Raw genomic sequence first — 22,176 nt, 5'->3', positions numbered from 1 at the left:
GGCCCTCGACGACTACCCGCATGTCCGGTCCGGACGCGCCGACGAACGGGCTCAAGACCAATCAGCGTCCGACAGACCCACCTGAAGAACACCACAACCAGCGAAAATCCAGCACCGGGAACACCAACGTAGGTCGGTCTTGCCCTCGGTATGGGTCAACTGGTGGCGTGGTGGGTCAGGGTCCCGAAGCGTACCCGTTAGGGAGGCCACACCTATCGGGCGACCGTCGCCTGTGGGGCGTCGTGCAGTAGTGCGGTGGTGGCTGGCTCGGGGTGCTCGTCGATGTCTGCGAGGCGGTGGGTGAGGAGCGCGAGCGTGCGGTGGGCCGCGTCGTCGCGGCCGACGGCGCGCTGAAGTTTGATGATGCGCCGGTAGACGCGCTCGTTGGTGGGGTCGAAGTCGGCGGCCTGGTTGAGGAGGGCGAGCGCCGGTTCGGGGTCGGCGGAGTGCTGCGCCATGTGGTCGGCGAGGAGCATCAGCGCGTCCACGGCCTGCCGGTGCAAAGCCAGGCGTGGGCCCTCGACCCACAGGTAATCGGCGCCGTCGCACAGCGGACCGCGGTAGGTCTCGGCCGCGCGGCGCAGGGCGTCGGCGCGTGCGTACGTCGTCGTCTCGGCTGCCGCTTGCCGCAGCGCGTCGATGAAGGCCGAGGTGTCCGTGGCGACCAACTGCGGGTCAAGACGCTGACGATCCCCGCTCAGGACAACAAAGGCCGGGCTTTTGGTGCCGGTGGCGTCCCGCAGGAGGCGGCGGGCGGCGCGGCGCAGGTTGGCGATCCGCGGGTTTCTCTCCTCCGGGCTGCCGCTGAGGTTCATCTTGTCGGCGATTTCCTCGGCGTGCAGTCCGCCCGGGTGGGCGGCGAGCAGGGAGAGGTATTCGCGGGTTCCTTCTTTTCGCGCGTCGGCCAGGACGCATTCTTCACCGCGGATCGTGAGGGCGAATCCTCCGAAGAGGCGCAGGTGAACGGGGCGGCTCGTAGTGTCTGGCTCTTGTCGGCCTTGGAGGGTGTTGTCCTGCACTGTGGGTGCGGCCGATGGCCTGGGCGCCTTCGTCGTAGCGGGCGGCGCGTTCTGGGCGGGGGCCGGCGGATCGGTGTCGGCTGCCTGGACCTGTTGTCCGTGGGCGGCGAGCAGTGTGGTGAGCAGTTCGGCAGCCGGGGTGGGTGCGAGGGTGAACAGGGTCGCGCTGGACAGTGCCGGAATGTCTCCGTGGGCGGATCCGTCTTCCTGGACATGTACCGCCGTGGATGTGCGAGAAGCGCTGCCGAGGGTGAGGACCGCCAGGCGCCCCGGGGCGGCGCGCGCCGCGAGCGCTGCCAGTCGTGGACCCTGCTCGTTGCCGAGGGCTGTGACGTCGGCCAGGAAGACGGACATAGCCGAGGCGGTGGCCTCGTCATGGACCAACTCACTTCCCGATACGCCCTGTTCGTGGCGCGCGTGTTCCAGGAGAGCGTGTTCGGCGGCATCGACCGCGGTGCCGAAGTCGTCGGTGACGCTCCACCCCGCGGCGAAGCCTCGCGGGCCGGCAGGCAGGAGCCGGGCAAGTGTCGCGGCAGGGATGAGGAGTCGTACGGCGGCCAGCCCGGGCCGTAGGCGTTGAGCGGCGGTGGCGATGGCGATCGTCAGAGCCCGGGTGGCGTCCTCGGCGCCCGGGCCGGTGAGGTGCACTCCGCCGGGGACGGACAGGGCGTCGACCAACACCTCGCGGCCAGCACATTCGGCGATGGAGACCGTGCCCGCAGGCAGGGGCTCAGCGGGCTGCGGCATGCGGGGCAGATCGTCATCCGTGTCGTGGCGAGCGGATCGCGCGGACAGGGTGCCGTGGTGGGCGCGTTGGACGGCAGTGTCGAGGGCCGGTTCGCTCGTCACTTCGTCGTGGCCGAGGGTGGGTTCGCGGTGTCGGGCCGCGCGGCGGCGTGCGAAGGCGAGGGCTGCGGTGATGCCGGCCGCGGTGGTGATGCCGATGAAGGAGGCGCCGCCGACGCCGATGGTCACTGGCCGCTGCGCACTGGCACGTGTGTCGGATTCCGGCCGCTGCTCAGGGTGTCGTGCAGGTTTCGTCGGTGGTGCTGCCTGTTGGTGCGGTGTGGCCGTCTCCGGTGACGGGGGCGTTGAAGGGGTTGGAGCCGGTTCCGGCTTCGGCGCGGGCCTGTCGGGCTTCGGGCCGTCCGGTTCGTGCGGTGGTGTGCGGTCGTGGGCGGCTGGGATGCGTAGCTCCCAGCCTGGTCTGATGAGGTCGGGGTCGGAGAGTAGTTCCCCGTTCGACTGGCGGATGGTGCAGCTGAGTTGGTAGATCCGTGGCCACTTGACCGGGTCGCCCAGGTGCGCGGCCGCGATGTCCCACAGGGTGTCTCCGGGTTCCACGGTGTATTGCACGTACGCGGGTACTTTCGGCTCGCCGCGGTGGCGCTCGCCCTCCTGGGCGGATGGTGCCGCTGGGTGCTGTGGCGCCGTGGCCACGACTCGTTGCAGTGGGAGCGGGCCGCCAGTGGTGGTGGCCGCGTGGGCGGTGGGCAGGCGCCACAGTCCGACGAGCGCCAGCAGCAGAGTGCCGACCAGCAGCGCGGCGGCGGCCCGGTGGGCCGGCAGGGCTGCTGCGTGAAGGCGCAGCGCACCCGTTTCCCGTACGAGCTCTGGGAAGTGGCGCACCACACCAAGTGTCTCGCGGGCCAGGATGGCCATGGCGTAGGCCCAGAACGTCCAGGCGGTGTAGGCCAGCAGGTGCAGGATGAAGGTGTCGCTGACGGGCTGGCCCAGGTGACCGGCGAGGTCGTCCAGCGAGTGGACTTGTTCGGGCCAGGGTGCGCCGACGCTCAGGAGCAGCGCGTACGGGATGCCGGCCACGGCAATCGTCAGGGCGGCGGCGCTCACCAGCAGCCGCACGATGACGACAGCCGCGCCCCGAAGTGTCCGCCGTCCGTGGGGTGTTGTGATCTCGCGGGACGTGCGGGTCACGGTGTCCCTCCGTCGGCCTCGTCCCAGGGTGTGGTGGTGCCGCGTTCGATGCGGGCGGTGGCCTGGGCGTGTGTGGTGAGGGTGCCGATGCCGACCAGGGAGAGGACTTGGGTGGGCTGGTGGTGTGTGACGGAGACGGTGGCCTGGTCGCCGGTGACGCGGACCCGGGCGCTGTCCCCGGCCGCCGTGGCCCGGGCCAGTGCGGCGGTGCGTGCCGGGCCCGTGTCCAGACGCATTTCCTGGGTGGCGCGCAGGTGGTCGAGGTCGACCATCTGGCAGGCGGAGCGGGCCGCTTCCTGTGCGGTGTCGGCGGCCCGCACCTTGCCCGCGAGGGCAAGTCCGCCGTCGATGACGAGCCCGGCGAACAGGATCAGTGCCGCGGCCATGACCACCACCATCGCGGTGATCTGTCCGTCATCAGCCCGCATCGCCGCTGGCATCCGTACCTGCCGCTTGTGGTGCCGCCTCATCCGCGTACTCCTCGGTAGAGATCGACGACGGAGGTGGCCCGTGCGGCGATGGTGTGGTCCGGCAGACCGGGGGTGTCCGGGTCGACGTGGCAGGTGACGCGTACCGTCACCACGCTGCCGGGCTGGAAGCCGCCGGTGATCGCGGCGATGTGCGGGTTGCGGCAGGACGAGCCGGCTCCGTTGAGGCTGGCCGTTGCGGCCGACTGCGCCTCGGTGTTCCCTTGCGGTCCGGATCGGGCCAGGGAGGCGGCGCGGGCGGCCTGGTGGGCGGCTTCGTCTGCATCGAGGCGGGCTCCGGCGAGCCGTCCGAAGTCGACGGCGATGAGCAGGATGAGAATCAACAGCGGTGTGAGCAGGACGAGTTCGGTGGAGACCGAGCCCCGCTCGTCGCGTGCCCGCGCCGCTACGGCGGACAGTCGGCGTCGACGCATTCGCTCACTCCCCCGCCGGTGACGACCAGCGTTCGACCGGCCCGGCCGCATGCCCTGTCACCTGCAGATCGAGGCCCGGTACGACGGCGGCCACGCCGCCGTGCACGCTCACGGTGACCTGTGCGGCGCCGCGCCGCACGTCCACGGCCGGATGCTGCAGCACCCTTCCGCCCAGCAGTTCGAGGGTGGACGAGGCCCGCGCGCTGCCCGCGGCGGCGGTCGAGTCCTCGGCGCGGGCGGCTGCCAGGGCGCGCGAGGCGGCCGTCTGAGCGATGTGCTGGGCGTGCGCGGCCAGCGCGAACTGCACGATCAGCAACAGCAGCGTCGCCAACAGCGGCATGGCCACCACCAGTTCGGTGGTCACCGAGCCCCGGTCGGCCGCCGCCCCGCCGGACAGCGACCGGAACCGGCCCCGAATCCGAGCCGATGCCCGGGCCCAGCTTCGGGTTCGGGCTCGTGGCCAGCTATCCAAGGTCGATTCCGTTGGCCTTGGCGGTGACCTTCGCCGCGATGATCCCGACGACGGTCATGGCCAGGATGGCCATCAGGGCGATGACGATGACGGCTTCGGTGGTCATCCCGGCGTCTCCGCCCTTCTTGTTCTTCTCTTTGATCCAGTGGCCCCAGCGCCGGGCCGTGGCGGGGATGGTGTGCATCTGCATGACGAACCTCCTGATGTGTCCCCGTGGGCCGTGAGGGCCCGGGGAGTGTTGCGGGTCGTACGGGTGTCAGAAGCCGGCGAGGACTTTGTGCATCGCCGGGAACCCGATGAAGATCAGAAACGCGGTGAACAGGACGACGACCGGCAGTGACATCCGTTCCGTCGCGGCCTGTGCGGCGCCGTCGTTCTCGGTGAGGCGGCGGGTGCGCATCGCGCTCGCCTTCGCCTCCAACGAGGCCCGGATCTTGGCTCCTTCACTGCCCGCGAGGGAGACCGTCGCGGCGAGTTCGGTGAGTTCGCGTACGTCGCTGTGGCGGCCGAGTTCGCCGATCTCGTGCCAGACGTTGGTGCGGGAGACCTCGGCGGCGGTCAGTGCGCGCCGCAGTTGGGCGGCGGCCCAGCCGTGCACGGAGGCGCCGGCATCCCCCAGGGCCTGGTGCACTCCGGCGCCGCCGGCCAGGGCGACGACGGTGAGGTTGAGGAAGACCGACAGCGTGTGCCGCAGTTCGTCGCGGCGCCGCCGCGCGGTCGCGCGTACGCCCAGGTCCGGGGTGAAGAACAGCACGGCGCCGACCGCCAGAGATCCCGCGGCGGAAGCCTGCCAGCCGGGACCCGTCCCGGTGAGTGCCCACAAGGCCGCCATCGCCGCTCCGGGCGCGATCACGCCGACGAGTCCGGCCGCGGCCTTCTCCGCCAGGAAGTGCTCCGCCTCCACCTCCGCGAGCCGCAGATCCCGTCCAAGGGAGCTGCCGGGCAGGCCGATCGCTGTGAGTGCGGGGACGGCACCGCGTCCGGCGCGCGCCGCCCAGCCACCCCGTCCTCCCGCCCTGGCCATGGACGGCAGGGGTACGGGCAGCGGTTGGCGAAGCGCGGCCACTCGCTGTGCCAGGGACGGCCGCGGTGGATGCAGGCCGTAGACGGCCAGGGCCATGAAGGCGCCGAAGCCGATGCCGAGCAGGATGCCGGTCACCGGCCGTTCACCTCCCCGCCCGTTCCGGCCGCGGTGGCGGCTTTGAGGACTCGCGGTTCCTGCGGCAGTGCCGCGGTCTTCGCCAGCCACCACAGGCCCAGGCCGAACAGCGTCCCGATCACGGCGAGCACCAGCTGCCCCACGGTCGTTCCGTACGGCTGCAGGTAGGGCCGGTTGAAGACGACCAGGCCGCCCGCCATGCCGAGGGTGGTGACGGTGATGACGCGTACCGAGGTACGTACCCGGGTCCGGCCGGCTTCGGTCCGCAGCCGCATGGTCACCTGTTCCCGTGTCGCGAGTGCCAACGTACCGAGCAGCGGCGCGAGTTGGCGTGCCTGGCGTTCGGCGGCCATGGCCAGGGCCGCGACGACCATGTCGGCGACCGGGTCATCGATGTCGTCGGCGAAGGCGCGCAGCGCGTCCCCGAGCGACTGCCCGTCGTTGATCCGCGCTGCCATCGCCTCGGCCGGTTCCTTCAGTGCGGGTGGGGCGACGGGCACGGTGGCGAGGATCGCCTGCTCCAGGCCGGCCGCGGCCGACAGGGTGTCGCGCAGCATCTCCGCCCAGGTGGCCAGGGCCTCCAGTACCTCGGTGCGGGCTCCTGCCTGCCTGTCCCCGCCCAGCAGCCGCGGCAGCGTCAACGCCCCGACCAGGGCGAGCAGTCCGCCGACCGGCCAGCCGGTGAGCAGGGCGACGGCGAGTGCGCCCGCGCCGGCGAACAGCAGCCGGCGCCCGCTCAGCGAGGCCGGAAGCCGCCCGCGCCATGATGCGGTGCTCCGCGCGGCCGGTGCGCGCAGTCCGTAGGCGAACAGGCCCATGGAGCAGGCGAATCCGATGCCCAGAGCCAGGCCCCACAGCATTCGTGTCGTCATCATCCGGCGCTCCTCCACCTCTCACTGCGCAGCAGCGCGACATCGAGTCCCGCGTTGACCAGGCCGTCCAGGGTTTCGGTACGCAGCGGCGCGCCGGCCACGGCGCGGCCGTCGGGGCCCGGCCGGTAGATCTCGTTGGAGATGACCTGGCCGCCATCTGCTCCGACGACCTCGCGCACCGAGTCGATCGTGCGACGGCCGGCGCGGTCCCAGCCCAGGTGCACCACGAAGTGCAGCGCGGAGGCGATCAGCAGGTTGGTGGCCTCCAGCGACAGCCGCTCGGGCGACTGCGCCGCGTACGCGGCGAGCTTGGTGAACACCCCCGCCGAGGTGGAGGCGTGGATGGTGGACAGAGATCCGTCGTTGCCCTGCGACATCGCGTTGCACATCGGGACCATCTCGGAGCCACGGACCTCGCCGACGATGACCCGGTCCGGCGACATGCGCAGCCCACAGCGCACCAAGTCCGCCTGGTCGATGGCGCCTTGACCTTCCAGGTTCGCCTCTCGGGCCTGCAGCGCCATCACATTCGGGTGAGCCTCCAGGTTCTCGTGCAGGCCGAGCTCGAAGGTGTCCTCGATGGTGACCAGACGCTCCCCCGGCGGGATCGCGGAGATCAACGCCCGGGCGACGGTGGTCTTGCCGACGTTCGTGCCACCGCCGATCATGATGTTCTTCCGGTCCCGCACGGCGGCCGTCAGGAAGTCGGCCATCGCCTCGTCACACACCTCAAGGCGGGCGACCAGATCCTTCATGGTGACCTGCTTGTAGCGGTGCTTGCGGATCGTCAGCCCCACCCGGTGCGAGACACCCATCACCGCGAACATGCGGGAGCCGTCCGGCAGCGCCACGTTCAGCGCCGGGGAGCCCCGGTCGAAACGGCGCTCCTCCAGCCCCGCCCGGGCCGCGATCTGGCGCACCAGGTCGACGAGTTCCGCATCGGAGGCGGCCACCGCGCCCCGCCGCTCCTCACGGCCATCCGCGTAGCGGACGAAGACCTGGTCCGCGCCGTTGATCTGAATGTTCTCCACCTGCTCGTCGGCCAGCAGCTCCTCCAGCGGACCCAGCCCGAACAGCGCCTCCATCACCGCGCGTTCGATCCGCTCGCGCGCACCGTCATCCAGTACGGTGCGCCCCGAGGTGAGGCGGGTCTGGTTGTAGGCGGTCAGCTCGTCGCCCAGGAGCCGCCGGGCCAGCGAGCGCCGTTCGGCGGTGTTCTGCACGGGCAGCCCGGACTCCGTGCGCGTATGCGCGAACCCGGCCAGGGAGCGACCCACCGACTCCCGCATCGCCTCGACGGCGACCTGCTCATCCACCACGCTCAACGCCTCCTGCCGCCTCACCGCTCCTCCCTCACAGCCGACGCAGTGCTGGGCCAGGCACGGCCGGCGAGCTGCGCCAGCTCACCCCCGACCTTCCCCGCCACGCCCTCGTCCGCGCCCACCAGGCGCGCCGCCAGTGCGCGCGCCCCGGCGGTCAGCGGCGAGCGCCGCCACCGTCTGCGCCCCACCCGCCCCCGTCCGTCCAGGGCAGCTGCCACCCGCGCGTCCCAGCCCAGCAGATGCACCCGCTCACGACGCACCTTCAACGCCTCGGCGATCTCCACCTGGGGGTACGAACAGGGGCCCATCACGACCAGCTCCGCAGGGACTTCGGCCAGCCACTCCCCGCGCACCGCGACATGCACCAGCGGTTCGGCCCGCCCCCGGCACACGATCACCAGCCGGTCCGCGGCCCGCGCCAGGTGACGCGAGGGCCCCTCCGTCAGCCGCCCCAGATCGAGCAGCACCACGCCTTCGTCCGTCTCACCGCCCCGCAGCGCATGCAGGCACGAGGCGATCTCCGCGACACACGACGCGGCCTGCTCCGCACCCGACGGCGCCACCACCACCCGCAGCCCGCCGGGCGCCTGAAGCACGCAGGCCTCCAACTCCTTGCCGACCGAGTCCCGCCGCGCCCCGGCCGCGAGCATCAACAAGCCCTCATTCTCAGGAAGTCCGAACCGTGTCGCGAGATCACCACCCGACACGTCGGCCTCGACCACCACCGGCTGCGCCCCTCCCTGCGCTGTCGGCCACGCGGCGGCCAGCGACAGTGTCAATGCCGTCACCCCCGGCGCCCCGCTCAGTGACCCCACCGCGACGAGTCTGCGCATCACGGCACCTCCGTCACGGCAGGACCGAGCACCGCGATCCGCGGATCGGTGATCCGCGCCGCGTCCCGCACCGCCGCCGAATCCACCAGCACCGTGACCGCCCCCTTGTCCGAGGCCGCCTGCGGGCGACTGACCGCGTTCACCACCCCCACCAGCGGGTCCGCCGCCTGCTTCTCCTCCTCTTCCGCGACGCGGCCACCAGGCGGCACTCCCGGTACCAGCGCGACCCGCTGCCCGGCACTCAACCCGTCGGGAAGCATCTCCGCCTCCACCGCCACCACGATCTGCGCCTTGCCACTCGGCGGAAACGCCGCCGCACGCCCCGCCTGCCCCGGCCCCAGCAACGTCCCGGCCGCCAGCGGAAGCACCGCCCGCCGCCCCACCACCGCGCCCCGCTGTCCTGCCGGAACCACCTGCGAGGCGTCATCGAACCCCAGCCGGACCACCCCCAGATCGTCCGCCCGAATCACCTCACCCGCCGCCACCGGCCGCACCACAGACAACACCGCAGCCCGCTCGCCCGACGTGGAGAGAATCCACGCAAACACCGCCCCGCACGCCAGCATCCCGGCCACCGCGACCGCCACCAGCCCCGGCCTCACCCGCGAACGCACCCGAACCGGATCCCCACCCGGCGGCGCCGCCCGCCCACCGCGCGACTGCGACCGAAGCCGAGCCCACACATCTCCGGCCCCGTTCACCGACCCGGAAGAAGACAAGGAAGTACCCACAACGCACCCCACATGATCAAGAATTGACTGGCTCTCAGGCCCTCAGAACGGGCCCTGCTTCTCGCCGCCCGGGCCACGCCCGGCGCACGAACCGGCGGCTGTCGCCGCGTCCCGCCCCGCTCAGGCCCCGTCCGTGACCAGCGCCTGGGCCTCGGCTACCCGCAACGGCACCTCAGCCTGCGTCTGCAGCCCGGGCACCGCACCCTGCTGACCGCCGCCGTGCCAGTGCACGTCCCACACGATCGTGGCCGTCAGCGTGTAGGCGTCGTCCGGCTGGCCCGCCGACGACCTTCGATAGGTGTGACCACAGTCCGGCGACGACGCATCGGCCGCGAACTTCTTCGCGTACGGCGTCCCCGGCCCCTCGCACACCACGGACGCCCCGTCCCCCGTCTCCCATATCGTCTCGACAGGTGTCGCGGTCGCCGTCACCGAAACCCCCGGCACCTTCACCGTCTTCGAGACCGGCTCCCACACACCCTTGTCGATCCACAACCACGTCGGCACCCGCACCAGCTGCGCCCGCTTCTCATCCGGACTCGTCCGGATCACCGGCTCCGGCATCACCAACTCGCCGACCGCCTGCCGCGCAACCACCTCCACGGGAATCTTCTCCCCGCCGCCCTTCTCTCCGCCACCCTTGCCCGCCAGCTCGGCGTCCGCGTCCTCGGCCCCGAACAGCGGCAACACGCACAGCCCTCCTTCCACCAAGTACTCACAACCCGTGGAATCGACCGTCGGCGGCCCATCGGGCGCCATCGCACTTCCACCGCCACCAGGCGAATTCCCACCCGTGCCCGCGTTGCCGCCGTCTCCCGCATGCCGAGCCGCGCCACTACCGCGACTGCTGCCCCGTTGGTTGCGCGATGGAGGAGCGCCCCGCCTTCCCTCCGTCTTCGCGGCCATGTCGCACCGCGGCGACGCGCACTCCATCCCTACCGTCGGTGCGAGGAAGTCTGTGCTGCCATCTCCACCCGCCCAAGAGACCCCTGCACAGCCGACGACGATGAGTACGCCCACCACACAGACCCGTAGAGTTCGCGTCGATTTTGATGCCGCGTTCCAGATCAACACGTGCCCACGCCCCGCCACGTAAGTTCCGAGACTTTCCAGCCGCGCTTGGTCATCTTCACAGTGGCCTCGGTGAAGTGGTGCCCTCCCGGCTCTGCACCCTCGGAACTCTTGCCCTTGCGTTGCGTGGCCCAGGACGTGCTGTCCACACAGTCATTGATTTCGACGACTCCATCGCGGCTGTCGACAACCTTGGGAGCGACCTCGGCCCCACCAGTCGCAACTTTCCCTGCCTTGCGAGTCTCTCGCTGTGTCAGTCGCAGCAACCCGAGCGCTCCACCCTGCGCGTGATCATTCAGCCGTGGGTGATGCTCGTCCGCAGTCCTCGACGCCGCCGCCGCGTCCTTCCACATCGCTTCGTACGCACGTAGCGCTCCCCGTTCCTCGGCGTTCGCTCCACCGTCGGTGGCGGTGGCCGGTACCGATACCGAAGGCTTCGCCGTCCCACCCTTCGGGCCCTTCGGCGCGTGATCGACACCGCCCCCGCACCCGCTCACCAACAGCGTTATGGCGGCCGCGCTCGCCCCAAGTAGCCCAGCCCGCAGTGCATTCCCCATGCCGAGGCCCCCCGATCTCACCAGCACGAAGTCACCCATTGCTATGGACGGTTACTCTTCGCTTTCTCTGGCGTGACCCGCTTCATCCCCCCGGCGATCGGCCGCAAACCCGGATCCGGCGGCGCCGGTTCCGGGTTGCCGCGTAAGTCCAGGTCAACACGCCTATCAGTGGAGTCCGTTCACCCCAACGGGTGACGCAAGCGCCAGGGCGCACTGCACTTCCTCAGCGCCCCGTCTTCATCGGGCCTCGACCGTGTCACTCCGCCAACTCCATACCTGGGGGCGAGGTTGCGGAGGGGCAACAAACGGAACCCGCCCCGCAGCCGAAAGCCCACTGCAGTCGCCCCTCGGAGTCCCGCTGGACGAACACAGCCGTATGCAGCATCCCCGCTCACTGCGACTGTCTCCTACGGACACCGCGACCAAATGCGCGGCACTGGACAGGGAAAGGCCGCCCACGCCACCTTCACCGCTCCCCGCGCGGTGAAGCCCCAGGCCCCACGGGTCAGTTCATCGACGATGTGTAGCCCCCGCCCGCGTTCGCCGAGCACCGCCAGCAGCGCATCGATGCCGCCGCCCCGCGCGTCGGGAACGGGCCCGAAGGGCGCGGCAGCAGGGAAGACAGGCAACTGGGGCATGTGCAGGTCCGTGTCCTCGACCTCACAGACGTACTCGCCGCTCGTACGGCGCAGCCGGAGGGCGTAGGGCCCCGGCGCGTGTTCGGTGGCATTGGCGACGAGTTCGGAGACGGCGAGCACGACATCGTCAACCTGCTCCTCGCCGAACTTCAGCGGCAACAGAACTTGTCGAAGGGCAGTCCGGGCCAGGGCAGTGACGTTGGGAGTGTGGTCGGTCCACTGGCATACGGTCACCGGTCGGCGTCCCACGCGGCGCGGCAGCGGTGGCTTGCCGTTCATCGACGGCCTCCCCGCGCGGCGTGCCGGGCGCCACCCCGGCGATGGCGTCCGTTGCCCGCTGTGAAGCACAGCCGCACATCGGCCAGGGCATACGGTCCGGCCTTGGCGAACGCGGTGCAGAGCATGAGTGTGGTGAGTACAAGTGGCGCCATGAGCAGGCCCCTCTGACTGATCGCGAATGGAACGCGACCACCACACCGTCGGGCCGAACAAGAGCGGAACCGCCCTCGTACAAGAGCTTTGAGTACATGGGCTGTTGGGCCACGACCGGCGGCTATCCGGTCCCTTCCGCGTTGCCGTTCACCAGCCACCCCGTGGCTCACTCTGGGCGGCGCCGACCCATCTCCGAACCCGCGTCACAGCCGATGAGACTGCGCCACGGTACGACTGCGGCAGTGCACGCCAGCCAGCCTCCGAACCCGGACGAGCACCCACGCCCTCCGAGCAGCGGACAAGGGGCGCCGACTCGCGCGCACCCCCGAACTCCGGTTGGCCTACTGGAACGGTGCGCGCGTACGGGCGCGGGCGGAGGCGGCCACGCTCGCCAACAGCGCGTTCGTCTAGAACGCGGGCACCCTCAACCGGAGCCGTGAGGCCGAAGTCGGCTGGGTCGAGGTCTTCGACGGGCTGGACTGCGGATGGACCGCCCACACCGACCCCGACAAGGCGACAGGAACGCTGGGACGGTGGAGGGGCCGGCGTCGTGTCCGATCTCGCATCCGCGATGCCGTCGCGGGTTTGGGCCAAGATCGGACGTAGGGCTCGACGTAAGCAGAGGCTCGTCAGTGCGCCAGTGACTGCTCGACTTCCATGATTCCGCGCCAGTCCCGCACGGCATGCAGCACGGACTCCAGGTCGTCTTCGAGCCTACGGGCAGCGTGAGGTGTTTTGACGTAGTAGTGAGCCTGGTCGATGACGATCTCAAGCCGGCCTGGGCGCGGAGAACCGTCCTCGTTGGTCTCGGCGCAGAGGGTGACCGTGAAGCCGTCCCACGACGGAGTGCCGCGGGCATCGTCCGGGTCGGGCAGCACATCGGCGGTCTTCGCCATGTGGAGGATGTCGTCGATCTCCTCGCCGGTACGCCTCTCCTCGTCATTGTGGGACGCGCACCAGTTGGGACAGCTGAAAGGGACCTTTTCTTCATGGGCACTGTGCATCATGAGTGCAGTATCTGACTCTGATTCGCTGCTGCCGCTGATGCTGCCTGCGGGGTGCCGTCCGCCTCCCACCGTCGGCGTAATCCGGTGGCCCGCCCCAAAGCAGCGCGAGACCGTAACGGGCCGGGAGATCCACGGTCCGCGCCATAGAAGACATCTGATGACGAACTCAAGGTCCCCATCGGATTTGGGTGTGGCTCCTGGCTCTTCCAAGATTTTCGTAGGCGTTGATCGACTGCCCGGTTTCCGCTCGGCCGGCTGGATCGGCACGGCACGCTGATGACGTGTGATGTCAATGTGACGGACCTGCTGCCGCAGCTGTCGGCGGGAGCAGCGCAGGGAGAGAGCCATCCGTGGCCTTGAGCAGGCAGACTGACGGGATGGAAATCGTGGGGACGTGGTCGGGCACCGTGTGCGTAGAGAATTCTCTGTTCGGGGCGCAGGAGGACGCCACCGTCGGCGAGGAGCCCTGGACGGAACTTGACCTGGACTCAGGCCCTCTGGTTGCCGGTCGCGGCGCTTTGCTCATCGTCAGCCCCTCGATTGATCACGACGCTGACGTCACGGTTCAGGTACTGAGCGGCGCGCCCGACGCTCGTGAGCAGGCAGGGTGGGCGACGGCCGGTAGGGCCGTCTACCACAGCACCGGTACTGATCTGGCTGTCTGTTCTCTCACACAGGGCTTCGAGTCGACCGGACTCGAGCTCCAGGAGCGCACGTACTCGGTTCGGCTGTTGCGGCGCCAAGTCCAGATGGAAGAGCAGAACGACGCATTCCTCATCCAACTGTGGTGAGCCGGCGGGTGGGTGGCGCGATCTGCGATCGCGCCACCCACCGTGCGCTCTCAGGTGATGCGAACCTGGAACGCGTCGGTGTGCAGGACTCTCTGCGCCTTGTAGAACGCTGCCAGGGCTGCTCCGGCCTTGGAGTTGTCAGTACCCGGCACGTACTTCAAGGAGTAGTTGCCGTTTCCCGCACCGCTTCCTTCCCAGGTTGCGGCGAAGGGGAATTCGTCGCACTGTTCGTCCGCGTTGGGCGGTGGCAGCTTCTTGCATTCACGGGCCGTGGTGTTGCGGTTGTTCTTGTACTGGCCGTCCGCCGTGGCGTCCCACTTCGAGTACAGCCGGTGAAGGTAGCTGGTAGATCCGCACTTACCGGGGATCGTCTTGCCTGTCTTGGCCGGGAGTGTCGACCCCGGGGAGGCGAAGGCGAGGTTGATGTGGTCGGCCACGCCCTTGACGGGGCTCCCGGTCGCAGAGCTGTATTCCAGGCAGGGGACGGTATAGATCGGGAACGTGGCTCCGCCCGGGGCGCCTTGGAAGTAGTCGGCGGAGTCATAGCGGACGTTCAGCGTGGCGCCGCCACTTGCGGAATCGCCCGGGGAGCTCCAGTTGGCGGTGTATCCACAGTAGGTGATGTCGTCTCGCGTCTGCCCGCTACCGGTCGCAGATGTCACTGCCCACTGGGCTGCAGGCGTCGTGGACAGCTCCCACTGCGCCAGGGTCCTGGTCGTGGCCGGCGTGGTCACGCTGCATCCGGGTGCGCCTCCGGGAGAGTTCACACCCGAGGTGACGGGAAGCTCTGGTTCGATGTCGCCGGTGACCACGAAGTCGGCCAAGTCGCTGTACACCATGGCCGACCGTGCCTTCGCGTCGCCTACGACGAGCAGGACCTGTCGAAACTTGACGTTCCCAACCGGAACGGGCACCCCATCGATGATCTTGTACTTCGAGATCTGGAAGGCGTAGCCGATGCACCCCCGGAACCGGTCCAGACCCACACCATTGGCCAAGTGAGCGTCTGCGCGGCACTCGGCGAAGTCGGCCGCGGTCGGCCCCTCCAGATTCGCGGCGTTCGGCGCGGCGACAGACCTCCGGGACTCCCCGGTCTCGGGCTCCGGCACCGAGGCGTAGGGAACTGCCGTCATCTCGTACTTCACCGGGTCAGGCGCGGCCGCAGCCACTGGCGCGGCAGAGAGCCCGGCGACAGGAACCAGCAATGCCAGTAAGACGGTTGCTATGCGTCTCAAGAGTCCTCCCCCTTCTACACGCCGGCGCCCCGGACCCCCGCGACTCGAACCGGCGTGCGAGTCCAGGTGATCCTATTGGCCTCTACACGCACCACGCCCGTGCTTTAGGGAAGACAGGAGGACATCCGCTATATGGAAAAGGGGATGGGTGTGGCTCTCGGCTCATACAAGATTTTCGTAGCCGTTGATCGCCCAGGGGTCGTCCGGAGTGGTGCGGTGCGGGGTGCGTCGTGAGTGGGCGACGAGGATCACGCGCTTGCGGAGCAACGGGATGCCCGCGCGTCCTGCCATCTGACGCTTGATCATTTTCAGGTCCGTGATTCTGCCCTCCGCGACGCCCGAGTTGTAGGGAAGAGTCACGGCGGCGTGCACCGCGTCGAAGTCGTCCTGCAGACTGACGGTGAAGCGGACGAGCGGGGCGAGGCCGCTCTGGCGGGCGCTGGTAATCCAGCGGTCCATGAGCGCGGCGCGCTTCTTGTCGAAGACCTCACGGAAGGCACCGATGAGGCCGTGGAGGACGCGCAGTTCGGGGCAGCGTTCCAGCAGGTGCTTGACGAAGACCTGCTGGTCCTCGCCCAGGCGCTCGGGGCGTGTGGTCAGCAGCCGGGTCACCTCGAACGCGCTGCGGGCGGGGGCGGGTGGAGGCAGGCCTGCGTCCAAGGCCTCGCGGTGGGACGTGAGGTAGAGGCGGACGGTTCCTTCGCTGCCGTGGAAGCCACGTGCGGTGATCTCGCGGGCGAGAGCCGCGATGTTGTGTTCTCCCTCGGCCCACCTGCGGTGCAGGTGCCCCTGGTAGGGGCCGATAATGCCGACACGGCGAGGCCAGACAGGGACGACCTCCTGCCAGGTGGCGGCGCGGGCATGGCGTCGTACGACGTTGCGGTCCAAGTCCATGTGCCGAGCGATCGCGCGTAGCGCCATCCCTTCGGTGAGCAGGGCGTGGACGGTGGTGTGATTTCGGCGGGTGCGCTTGGCCATGAGGCCGCCGGGGGTCCGCGGTGCGGTGGTCTCGTCGTCGGGTTCGGGCAGGCAGTCACGGTGGATGGTGACCACCTCGTAGATCTTGCGCCCGAGGTTCTGCCACAGGTGGAATCGGTCGCTGGCCTGGACAGCCTGCGGTGCACCGGCCGTCATCGCGGTGCGGTAGGAGGCCGAGCCGTCGCGGCAGGCCACCTCGATGCCTGGCTGGGCGCGCAGCCAGTCGGCGGTGGGTTCGGCATCGCTGGTGTTGAAGGCGTCGACGGGTAGACGGGATTCCGCGTCGATCACGAGGGTGGCGTAGCGGCGACCGCGCCGTAGCGCGAAGTCGTCCACGGCGACCACCCGCAACGTCGAAGTCGGCGGGTCAGGGCACTTCATCAGACGGGCGAGCAGGGACGCCCAGCTCAGGGCGTGGTGCAGGTGGAGCAGCAGCCGCGAGCCGGCCTTGCCCGCCAGCGCTGTCGCCACGGCCGCGACGATCAACTGAAGTCCCGGAGTACGGCGTTGATAGCGCAGGGTCAGCCCTTCGATCTGCTCCGCGAAGGTGGTCTTCGGCAGGCCGCGTTCTCGCAGTACAGACGCCGGACCGAAAGATCGATCCGCACCGGGCGGCCACCGACGGCCTCATCCTCGACGTGCCGCACGTACCGGCTGTGTTCCCAGCCGGAGGACTGGCCGCAGCCCGTGCACGCGGCCGGTTCCGCCCGGGACCGTGCGCAGATCACCACTGTGTCCCCGCACTCCAGGACCGAACCAATATCCACAGCAGCCAGCTGCGGCAACATCTTCAACACGTCATCGCACACAGGCAGCATCCCGCCGCATCAGCGACGTGTCACGGCCCAACAAGTCGATCAACGCTCACGAAAATCTTGTATGAGCCAGGAGCCGCACCCATCGGATTTGGAGGTGCCTGCACGGCCTGCGGCATCGGTCTGGGCTGGAAGGCCGGTGTGCTACACGATCGGGAAGGGGCGACGTACTGCCAGGCCTTGGACGGGCCCCACAGGCCGAACGTGCCACCGAGGCACTTCATCGTCGTGCGAGAGCTGTCCGCGCGCCCCGAGTGACCGGGTGCGCTCTACCCGCTGGCCCGTGTCGTGCCTAGGCTTGGCGCATGATGAACTATCTTCAGGTCGCCACCGCAACGGCTACCCAGGATGAGGCAGTTGTCCTCGTCAAGGCCGTCGTCAGCAGTCGGCTTGCCGCGGGCGCGCAGGTTATCGGCCCGGTCGTCTCCGCGTTCTGGCACAACGGGGAGTTCGGCACCGGCGAGGAGTACCGAGTCCTCTTCAAGACGCGCGCTGATCGGTACTCCGAACTGGAGGAGTTCGTGCTTGCGCATCACCCGTGGGAGCGGCCCGAGTTGAACGCGGTTGTCTTCGCCGAATCGTCGGAGGACTTTCGGGGCTGGGTCGACAAGAACCTCGGTTAGGCCCGTACCCGCTCCAGTAGGTCATCGACTTCCGGTGAGCCTCGGTGCTGCGCCAACGCCGACAGCGTGGGTGCGAGCCGCTGCCGGGGGCGTACCGATGCGACACCGGCGGACAAGTCGAGCACGCGGCTTGCGGTCACGGCGGCGGCCTCGACCTCGCTCGCGGACAGGTAGGACTCGGCAAGCCACGACGTGTAGAGGGCTTTGTCTCGGGCGTGGGTGTCGTTGAAGCGCGCCAAGACGGCTTCGAGGACAGGGACCGAACGCAGCGGGCGGCGGAGTTCCGTCCAGCATCGGCCCTTCATGATCTCTACCTCATCAGTGTCGACCCAGGCAGCCCAGTCGGGGACTGGGCTCCCGTCCGGTTCCCGCAGGGCGGCTTCGGCGGTGTGCAGGGCCGCCTCTGTCTCGCGTGGGTTCCCTGCGACTGCGTGTGCCCACGCCAGGCGCTCGTGGAGCAGGGCGCGGACTCCGGCCGGTGAGCCCGGCCCCGCTGTCCGGCACGACTCGATCGCTGTGGCGACTGCCTTGGCCCGGTCGGTCGACGAGTGCTGGTAGGCGAGGAAGGCGAGCGCGTTACCTTCGAGTGCGACGTCGCCGGCGGCCTGTGCCGCGCTATGGCTGGCCTCGTAGAGTCCCTGCGCCTCCGGGTGGCGTCCGGCGTCGAAGGCAGCCCAGCCAGCCTGCTGTGCCTGTTCGGCGAGTACGGAGCGTAGAGCCCGCCCGGTGGCTTCGCTGTAGCTGGAATCGCGCAGGAGCCCCCGGGTCGCGTGGAACTCGCCTAGGTAGAGCTTGAAGGTGTCGCCTCCACCGAGCACGTCGTCGAGTCGGCGCAGCCGGGCCGTCCGACGCCGTAGTTGCTCGACATCGCTCGCCCCGAGCCGTCCCCCGGTTTCCAGCGGAGTCAGGGCGATGAGGCTCGCTGCCGCTATCGACCCGGATGCCTTTTTTACAAACTCCCTGCGTCGCAATGCCGTTGCTCCATCTCGGGCTGTGTTCTTCGCCTCCCACGACCGGTCGGCGAGTCCCAGCAGATGCCCTGGAATGCGCAGAGCATCCGCGATGGCGGCAATCTTGTCGAAGGTGGTGACGCTGCCGATTCCCCTTGCGAGGGACCCCACGCGTTCCGGCTTGATGTCGCACTCGGCCGCCAACTTGGAGTAGCTGATCCCGGCGTGGGCCTTGGCCAGGCGGAACACCTCGCCGAAGTTGTGTGCCTTGATCGCTGCCCGCAGCTCCGGGAGCTGCAAGGTCTCTTCGGGTAAGGCCGTTGCTGGTTGGTACTCGCTCATGAGGTGCCCCGTCGCGCCTGCTGGTGAGTCTCAGTCTTTCGAGGAAGTGATCGAGAAGCCTACCCATGATGGGGGTACCTCCCAGCGGGAAGCCAGAAGCCGCTCCTGTCGGCATGGTGTTGTGAACCGGCCAGACGATCTAGTGGATTCGCTGTGGACGCTGGGGACTTCCTCGTCGACAGTGGCCGGGCCACACCCGATGAGGGAGACACCGTGATCGTGTCTACTGGTGAACCAGTCGCCACGGCCCCCGTGGTGGCCGAGTGGTCCATGGACTACACGATGGTGGACCAGGTGGTGCCGCTGGTGCGGCTCCACGCCCGGCGCCAGCTGGTGATGTGGCGGTGGTCCGGGGATCAGCAGGACGCAACGCTCATAGCATCTGAACTCGCCACCAACGCCATCAGCCACGGCCGCATGGCCGGCCACATGATGAACGTCCGTCTCGCTGTCCTGGAGGACTGCGCGCTCCTCATCGAAGTGTCGGATCCCGTCCCGGGCCTCTCCCGCTTCCGCGAACGCGGGGGCGCCGACGACGAGAGCGAATGCGGAAGAGGGCTCGACGTCATCCACGCCCTGGGCGGCGCGCTGTCCTGGTTCCTGCGCGATGGGGGCGGCAAAACGGTCCGCGTCCATGTGCCCGTATAGGGATCTCGGCGCGCGGTGCTCGCGCGGGTGTTCCCGTTCGACCCATGTTTGGGGAGGCACCAGCATGCCTGCACAGACCAGCACGGCACCCAAGGCCGCATCGGCAGAACTGCCGTGGCCGACCTCGGTCGAGCGGACCGTCAGCCCTGCCCCTGAAGAGGTGCGCGCCATACGTCTCGAGAGCACGCAGTGGCTTACGGGCTCGTGCCGCATGCCGAGGCACCGCGTCGAGCTTCTTGCGGTGATCGTGTCGGAGCTGATGACCAATGCGCTCCTGCACAGCAGGGCCGACAGACCGGTCACGTACCGCAGCTGCAGCCCTGAGCCCGGGGTCGTCCGCATCGAGGTGGACGACGCCACGCCGGCGACCGTCCCGTCTCCCCAAGCCGCCCGCGAATACGCCGAGTCGGGCCGGGGCTTGTTTCTCGTCGACGCGTTGATCGGTGAGTTGGACGGCACGTGGGGATTCAGTCCGGACGGTTCCGTGGCCTGGTGTCTCGTCTCCGTCGAGGACATCCCTGCCTTCGGGACGAGTCAGCACATGTGATCGCTCCCCGTCGGTTCCTCCCCTGTTGTCGCGTCTATCGAGAATCAGCCTGCTCACCTGCGCCCGCCCCATATACGAGGGCGTGGCCCAGCCCTGCCCGCATCCAACTCGTTGACGACCAAGCCCGATTCACCATTCCCCCGGAGGTCTCGTCCATGTCCATTCCCTTGCGTCTCTCCTCGCCCGGGCATCCCGTCGGTGAGGCCGACTTCACCGCGCTGCGCAACTTCGCCGCGCTCCGAGGTCAACTGCGGGTCTCCTTCACGCCGCACTGCAATGCCCTGTGCTGGTTCTGCCACAACGAAGGGGATGTCCCGCCCCCCGAGGCTCACCGCGATCGCAGCAACAAGCCGCGCGAGCGGAAGTTCGACGCGTCCTCGTACGTGAAGACCATCACCGGTCTCATGGACGCCGGCCTCAAGCGCGTCTACTTCACCGGTGGCGAGCCCCTCCTCTCCCGCTGGGCACGCCCCGTCCTGGAACAGCTCCCCCGGTCCGCACCGGACTCCTCATACACGCTGATCACCAACGGTCTGCTGGTACGCCGCAACCAGGCATGGCTGGCAGGCGCACCACTCGACAAGGTGAAGGTGTCGCTGCACTACTTCTCCGACGAGTCGCTGATGGAGATCGCGCGGGTTCCGCACGGCATCGGCGCAATCCTCGACGGCATCGAGGCGGCCCGCGAGGTCATGCCCCGCGTCGAGCTGAACACCCTGCTGCAACGCCAGAACCAGCACGAAATCGCAGCGATCCTCGACTATGCGCTGGAACGGCGGATGCCGGTGCAGCTCATTGAACTCGTCGATACCGGCTTCAACAGCCAGCACGCCGACGCCGCCGTCTCCGCGGACGACGCGATCCGCTACCTGCGCACCCTCACCAGCGACGAGCACACGGAAATCGCCGGCGTCGGGCAAGGACGGCGTGTCTTCCGCGTCGACGGGATCGAGATCGACGTCATCCACCGCGATCTCGGCCGGCATCACGTCGGCCAGTGCGGCACCTGCCCTGTGCGCTCGCAGTGCATCGAGGGGTTCTGGGCTCTGCGCGTCGACCACGGTGGCGGCCTCCAGCCCTGCCTGCTCCGCGACGACCTGCGCATGGATCTACGCGAGCACCTCGACGATCCGCATGCTCTGGCAACCGCCGTCGCCCAACACGTCACCGCCTTCACGGAAGGAACGCTGTGAGCCTGCCTCTCGCGTATACGCCACGCACCTACGGCGACACCGAGCATCCGTTCATCGCGCTGGAAGGCCCCTCAGGCATGGGGAAGTCCACGCTGGAAAAGCTCCTCACCCACCGGCTCCAGGCCATGAGCCTGCACACTCTCCCCCGGCCCCACAACGACTGGTCAAAGGCCGCCAACAGCCACCTCGCACCGCTGCCCCAGCTGTGCTTCTACCTCTCCGGCCTGCTGCACTCCTCCGACTGCGTGCGCACCTCCCGCAGCGCCACCCCGGTCATTGCCGACCGCTACCAGTCCTCGGTCCTCGCCTGCCATGCAGCCGTCCACGGCATCGCCGTCGAGCAGGTCCGCCAACTCGCCGCCCCGTTCCTGCCCTACATCGTTCAGCCCACCCACACCTTCTACCTGCGCTGCCGCACAGAGACCCTGCAGGCCCGCATGCGCACCAAAAGCGACCTCAAACAAGACGACACCGACCTGCTCAACGTGCCCGGCCGCCTCGACCAGGTCCTCTTCAACTTCGAAGCTGTCGCCTCCCAGGACCCGAGCGCCATCTGGATCGACACCGACGGCAAGACGCCCGACCAAGTCACCCACGAGATCATGCACACCCTGGAGCGCACCCGTGCTTAACCCGATCGACGCCGAAGCCGTCATCCGCGACGGCGGTGCCACGGGCCACCACCCCAGCCAGATCCATGCCGGCGTCGCCTGGTGGCTCGGCGCCTGCCTCGTAGTCACCCAGAAGGCCTCCCACGTCGTCGTCGCCCACGACGGAGAGGCGATCAGTACCCAGTACGCGACGCGCTTCGCCCGCGGCGCCATCAACGCACTGCACTACAAGTGCCTCGTCACCGCCCTGCAGGAACCAACCGAGCCCGACGAACTCGGCCTGGTGACAGCTGACTTGGGTTCCGTTCCGAGCGCACACATCAGCACGACCCCCTCCGCCGAGGTCACCGTCGCGCTGTTCGACGCCGACGGCAAGCCACTCACCGAGGAATCCGGACTCGCCGCCATCCGAGACCTCATCGCACAGGACCGCGTCCCGATCCCCGTCAACGACGCCGCCCGCGGAACGATCGAGTATCGGGGAAAGGCCTGAT

24 protein-coding genes are annotated in these 22,176 nt (G+C 69.0%); 7 read left to right on the top strand and 17 right to left on the bottom strand.

The genetic code is table 11. The features are described 5' to 3' along the window. Positions 1–212: 212 nt before the first annotated feature. The 13 genes from OHA73_RS36870 to OHA73_RS36810 all read right to left on the bottom strand — a co-directional run bounded on the left by OHA73_RS36870 (position 213) and on the right by OHA73_RS36810 (position 12,949). Positions 213–2,954, bottom strand: coding sequence for a BTAD domain-containing putative transcriptional regulator (locus tag OHA73_RS36870; RefSeq protein WP_266722567.1), 2,742 nt, complete (start codon positions 2,952–2,954; stop codon positions 213–215). Further along, positions 2,951–3,424, bottom strand: coding sequence for a TadE/TadG family type IV pilus assembly protein (locus OHA73_RS36865; protein ID WP_266722565.1), 474 nt, complete (start codon positions 3,422–3,424; stop codon positions 2,951–2,953). The genes OHA73_RS36870 and OHA73_RS36865 overlap by 4 nt, the downstream gene beginning before the upstream one ends. Next, positions 3,421–3,855: a TadE/TadG family type IV pilus assembly protein gene (locus OHA73_RS36860; protein ID WP_266722563.1), complete on the bottom strand. Its 435-nt coding sequence runs from the start codon at positions 3,853–3,855 to the stop codon at positions 3,421–3,423. Before OHA73_RS36860 ends, OHA73_RS36865 begins: the two co-directional genes overlap by 4 nt. A 4-nt stretch (positions 3,856–3,859) precedes the next feature. Further along, complete coding sequence (locus OHA73_RS36855) at positions 3,860–4,219, bottom strand: TadE/TadG family type IV pilus assembly protein (protein WP_266722561.1); 360 nt, start codon at positions 4,217–4,219, stop codon at positions 3,860–3,862. Between the two features lie 100 nt (positions 4,220–4,319). Then, the gene (locus tag OHA73_RS36850) at positions 4,320–4,517 is read right to left on the bottom strand and encodes a hypothetical protein (RefSeq protein WP_266722559.1); all 198 of its coding nucleotides are present in this window, start codon (positions 4,515–4,517) and stop codon (positions 4,320–4,322) included. 66 nt (positions 4,518–4,583) lie between these two features. Next, entirely contained in the window at positions 4,584–5,486 is a 903-nt protein-coding gene (locus tag OHA73_RS36845; RefSeq protein WP_266722557.1) for a type II secretion system F family protein, read from the bottom strand. Continuing rightward, complete coding sequence (locus tag OHA73_RS36840) at positions 5,483–6,361, bottom strand: type II secretion system F family protein (protein WP_267068372.1); 879 nt, start codon at positions 6,359–6,361, stop codon at positions 5,483–5,485. The genes OHA73_RS36845 and OHA73_RS36840 overlap by 4 nt, the downstream gene beginning before the upstream one ends. Continuing rightward, positions 6,358–7,647, bottom strand: coding sequence for a CpaF family protein (locus OHA73_RS36835; RefSeq protein WP_266725650.1), 1,290 nt, complete (start codon positions 7,645–7,647; stop codon positions 6,358–6,360). Before OHA73_RS36835 ends, OHA73_RS36840 begins: the two co-directional genes overlap by 4 nt. 50 nt (positions 7,648–7,697) lie before the next feature. Continuing rightward, complete coding sequence (locus tag OHA73_RS36830) at positions 7,698–8,513, bottom strand: MinD/ParA family ATP-binding protein (protein ID WP_266722553.1); 816 nt, start codon at positions 8,511–8,513, stop codon at positions 7,698–7,700. Next, the gene (locus OHA73_RS36825) at positions 8,513–9,100 is read right to left on the bottom strand and encodes an SAF domain-containing protein (RefSeq protein ID WP_266722551.1); all 588 of its coding nucleotides are present in this window, start codon (positions 9,098–9,100) and stop codon (positions 8,513–8,515) included. Before OHA73_RS36825 ends, OHA73_RS36830 begins: the two co-directional genes overlap by 1 nt. A gap of 264 nt (positions 9,101–9,364) precedes the next feature. Next, complete coding sequence (locus OHA73_RS36820) at positions 9,365–9,934, bottom strand: hypothetical protein (RefSeq protein WP_266722549.1); 570 nt, start codon at positions 9,932–9,934, stop codon at positions 9,365–9,367. A 1,345-nt stretch (positions 9,935–11,279) separates the two neighbouring features. Further along, positions 11,280–11,789, bottom strand: coding sequence for an ATP-binding protein (locus tag OHA73_RS36815; protein ID WP_266722547.1), 510 nt, complete (start codon positions 11,787–11,789; stop codon positions 11,280–11,282). Between the two features lie 782 nt (positions 11,790–12,571). After that, a complete protein-coding gene (locus tag OHA73_RS36810; RefSeq protein WP_327657274.1) occupies positions 12,572–12,949 on the bottom strand; it encodes a DUF6907 domain-containing protein in 378 nt (125 codons plus the stop codon). Positions 12,950–13,326: 377 nt separating this feature from the next. Between OHA73_RS36810 and OHA73_RS36805 the strand changes: the two genes are divergently transcribed. After that, positions 13,327–13,740, top strand: a complete 414-nt coding sequence (locus OHA73_RS36805) for a hypothetical protein (RefSeq protein ID WP_266711651.1) — start codon at positions 13,327–13,329, stop codon at positions 13,738–13,740. Positions 13,741–13,790: 50 nt separating this feature from the next. Here the strand turns inward: OHA73_RS36805 and OHA73_RS36800 are convergent, their stop codons facing one another. The 3 genes from OHA73_RS36800 to OHA73_RS45840 form a co-directional block, all read right to left on the bottom strand. Continuing rightward, entirely contained in the window at positions 13,791–14,975 is a 1,185-nt protein-coding gene (locus OHA73_RS36800) for a NucA/NucB deoxyribonuclease domain-containing protein (RefSeq protein ID WP_267068377.1), read from the bottom strand. Between the two features lie 162 nt (positions 14,976–15,137). Next, entirely contained in the window at positions 15,138–16,514 is a 1,377-nt protein-coding gene (locus tag OHA73_RS36795; protein WP_267072714.1) for an ISL3 family transposase, read from the bottom strand. After that, a complete protein-coding gene (locus tag OHA73_RS45840) occupies positions 16,475–16,741 on the bottom strand; it encodes a transposase family protein (RefSeq protein ID WP_403723415.1) in 267 nt (88 codons plus the stop codon). Before OHA73_RS45840 ends, OHA73_RS36795 begins: the two co-directional genes overlap by 40 nt. Before the next feature lie 332 nt (positions 16,742–17,073). Between OHA73_RS45840 and cutA the strand changes: the two genes are divergently transcribed. Further along, positions 17,074–17,391, top strand: coding sequence for a divalent-cation tolerance protein CutA (gene cutA / locus OHA73_RS36790; protein WP_267068378.1), 318 nt, complete (start codon positions 17,074–17,076; stop codon positions 17,389–17,391). On the opposite strand, the gene OHA73_RS36785 is transcribed toward cutA, so the two are convergent. Next, positions 17,388–18,683: a helix-turn-helix domain-containing protein gene (locus OHA73_RS36785; RefSeq protein ID WP_267068379.1), complete on the bottom strand. Its 1,296-nt coding sequence runs from the start codon at positions 18,681–18,683 to the stop codon at positions 17,388–17,390. The two genes, cutA and OHA73_RS36785, sit on opposite strands and share 4 nt — an antisense overlap. A gap of 219 nt (positions 18,684–18,902) precedes the next feature. Between OHA73_RS36785 and OHA73_RS36780 the strand changes: the two genes are divergently transcribed. The 5 genes from OHA73_RS36780 to OHA73_RS36760 all read left to right on the top strand — a co-directional run bounded on the left by OHA73_RS36780 (position 18,903) and on the right by OHA73_RS36760 (position 22,175). Then, on the top strand, positions 18,903–19,331 hold the full coding sequence (locus OHA73_RS36780; RefSeq protein ID WP_266722539.1) for an ATP-binding protein: 429 nt from the start codon (positions 18,903–18,905) through the stop codon (positions 19,329–19,331). Positions 19,332–19,395: 64 nt separating this feature from the next. Further along, positions 19,396–19,878: an ATP-binding protein gene (locus OHA73_RS36775; RefSeq protein WP_267068380.1), complete on the top strand. Its 483-nt coding sequence runs from the start codon at positions 19,396–19,398 to the stop codon at positions 19,876–19,878. A gap of 155 nt (positions 19,879–20,033) precedes the next feature. Continuing rightward, positions 20,034–21,071 (top strand): radical SAM protein, encoded by a 1,038-nt coding sequence (locus tag OHA73_RS36770; RefSeq protein ID WP_267068381.1) that lies wholly within the window; start codon positions 20,034–20,036, stop codon positions 21,069–21,071. Continuing rightward, positions 21,068–21,703, top strand: a complete 636-nt coding sequence (locus OHA73_RS36765; protein ID WP_267068382.1) for a dTMP kinase — start codon at positions 21,068–21,070, stop codon at positions 21,701–21,703. Before OHA73_RS36770 ends, OHA73_RS36765 begins: the two co-directional genes overlap by 4 nt. After that, positions 21,696–22,175: a hypothetical protein gene (locus tag OHA73_RS36760; protein ID WP_267068383.1), complete on the top strand. Its 480-nt coding sequence runs from the start codon at positions 21,696–21,698 to the stop codon at positions 22,173–22,175. Before OHA73_RS36765 ends, OHA73_RS36760 begins: the two co-directional genes overlap by 8 nt. The last annotated feature ends 1 nt before the right edge of the window (position 22,176 follow it).

Source organism: Streptomyces sp. NBC_00483 (assembly GCF_036013745.1).
GTDB lineage: Bacteria > Actinomycetota > Actinomycetes > Streptomycetales > Streptomycetaceae > Streptomyces.
The sequence above is the reverse complement of the archived record's forward strand: the minus strand, read 5'-3'. Positions and strand labels throughout refer to the sequence as shown.

Excerpts from the sequence above, each read along its gene's own strand:
- OHA73_RS36775 (WP_267068380.1), top strand. The coding sequence starts at position 19,396 with ATGCCTGCACAGACCAGCACGGCACCCAAGGCCGCATCGGCAGAACTG.
- OHA73_RS36830 (WP_266722553.1), bottom strand. The coding sequence starts at position 8,513 with ATGCGCAGACTCGTCGCGGTGGGGTCACTGAGCGGGGCGCCGGGGGTG.
- OHA73_RS36840 (WP_267068372.1), bottom strand. The coding sequence starts at position 6,361 with ATGATGACGACACGAATGCTGTGGGGCCTGGCTCTGGGCATCGGATTC.
- OHA73_RS36835 (WP_266725650.1), bottom strand. The coding sequence starts at position 7,647 with ATGCGGGAGTCGGTGGGTCGCTCCCTGGCCGGGTTCGCGCATACGCGC.
- OHA73_RS36865 (WP_266722565.1), bottom strand. The coding sequence starts at position 3,424 with ATGAGGCGGCACCACAAGCGGCAGGTACGGATGCCAGCGGCGATGCGG.
- OHA73_RS36810 (WP_327657274.1), bottom strand. The coding sequence starts at position 12,949 with ATGATGCACAGTGCCCATGAAGAAAAGGTCCCTTTCAGCTGTCCCAAC.
- OHA73_RS36850 (WP_266722559.1), bottom strand. The coding sequence starts at position 4,517 with ATGCAGATGCACACCATCCCCGCCACGGCCCGGCGCTGGGGCCACTGG.
- OHA73_RS36770 (WP_267068381.1), top strand. The coding sequence starts at position 20,034 with ATGTCCATTCCCTTGCGTCTCTCCTCGCCCGGGCATCCCGTCGGTGAG.
- cutA (WP_267068378.1), top strand. The coding sequence starts at position 17,074 with ATGATGAACTATCTTCAGGTCGCCACCGCAACGGCTACCCAGGATGAG.
- OHA73_RS36805 (WP_266711651.1), top strand. The coding sequence starts at position 13,327 with ATGGAAATCGTGGGGACGTGGTCGGGCACCGTGTGCGTAGAGAATTCT.
- OHA73_RS36860 (WP_266722563.1), bottom strand. The coding sequence starts at position 3,855 with ATGCGTCGACGCCGACTGTCCGCCGTAGCGGCGCGGGCACGCGACGAG.
- OHA73_RS36785 (WP_267068379.1), bottom strand. The coding sequence starts at position 18,683 with ATGAGCGAGTACCAACCAGCAACGGCCTTACCCGAAGAGACCTTGCAG.
- OHA73_RS45840 (WP_403723415.1), bottom strand. The coding sequence starts at position 16,741 with ATGTTGCCGCAGCTGGCTGCTGTGGATATTGGTTCGGTCCTGGAGTGC.
- OHA73_RS36815 (WP_266722547.1), bottom strand. The coding sequence starts at position 11,789 with ATGAACGGCAAGCCACCGCTGCCGCGCCGCGTGGGACGCCGACCGGTG.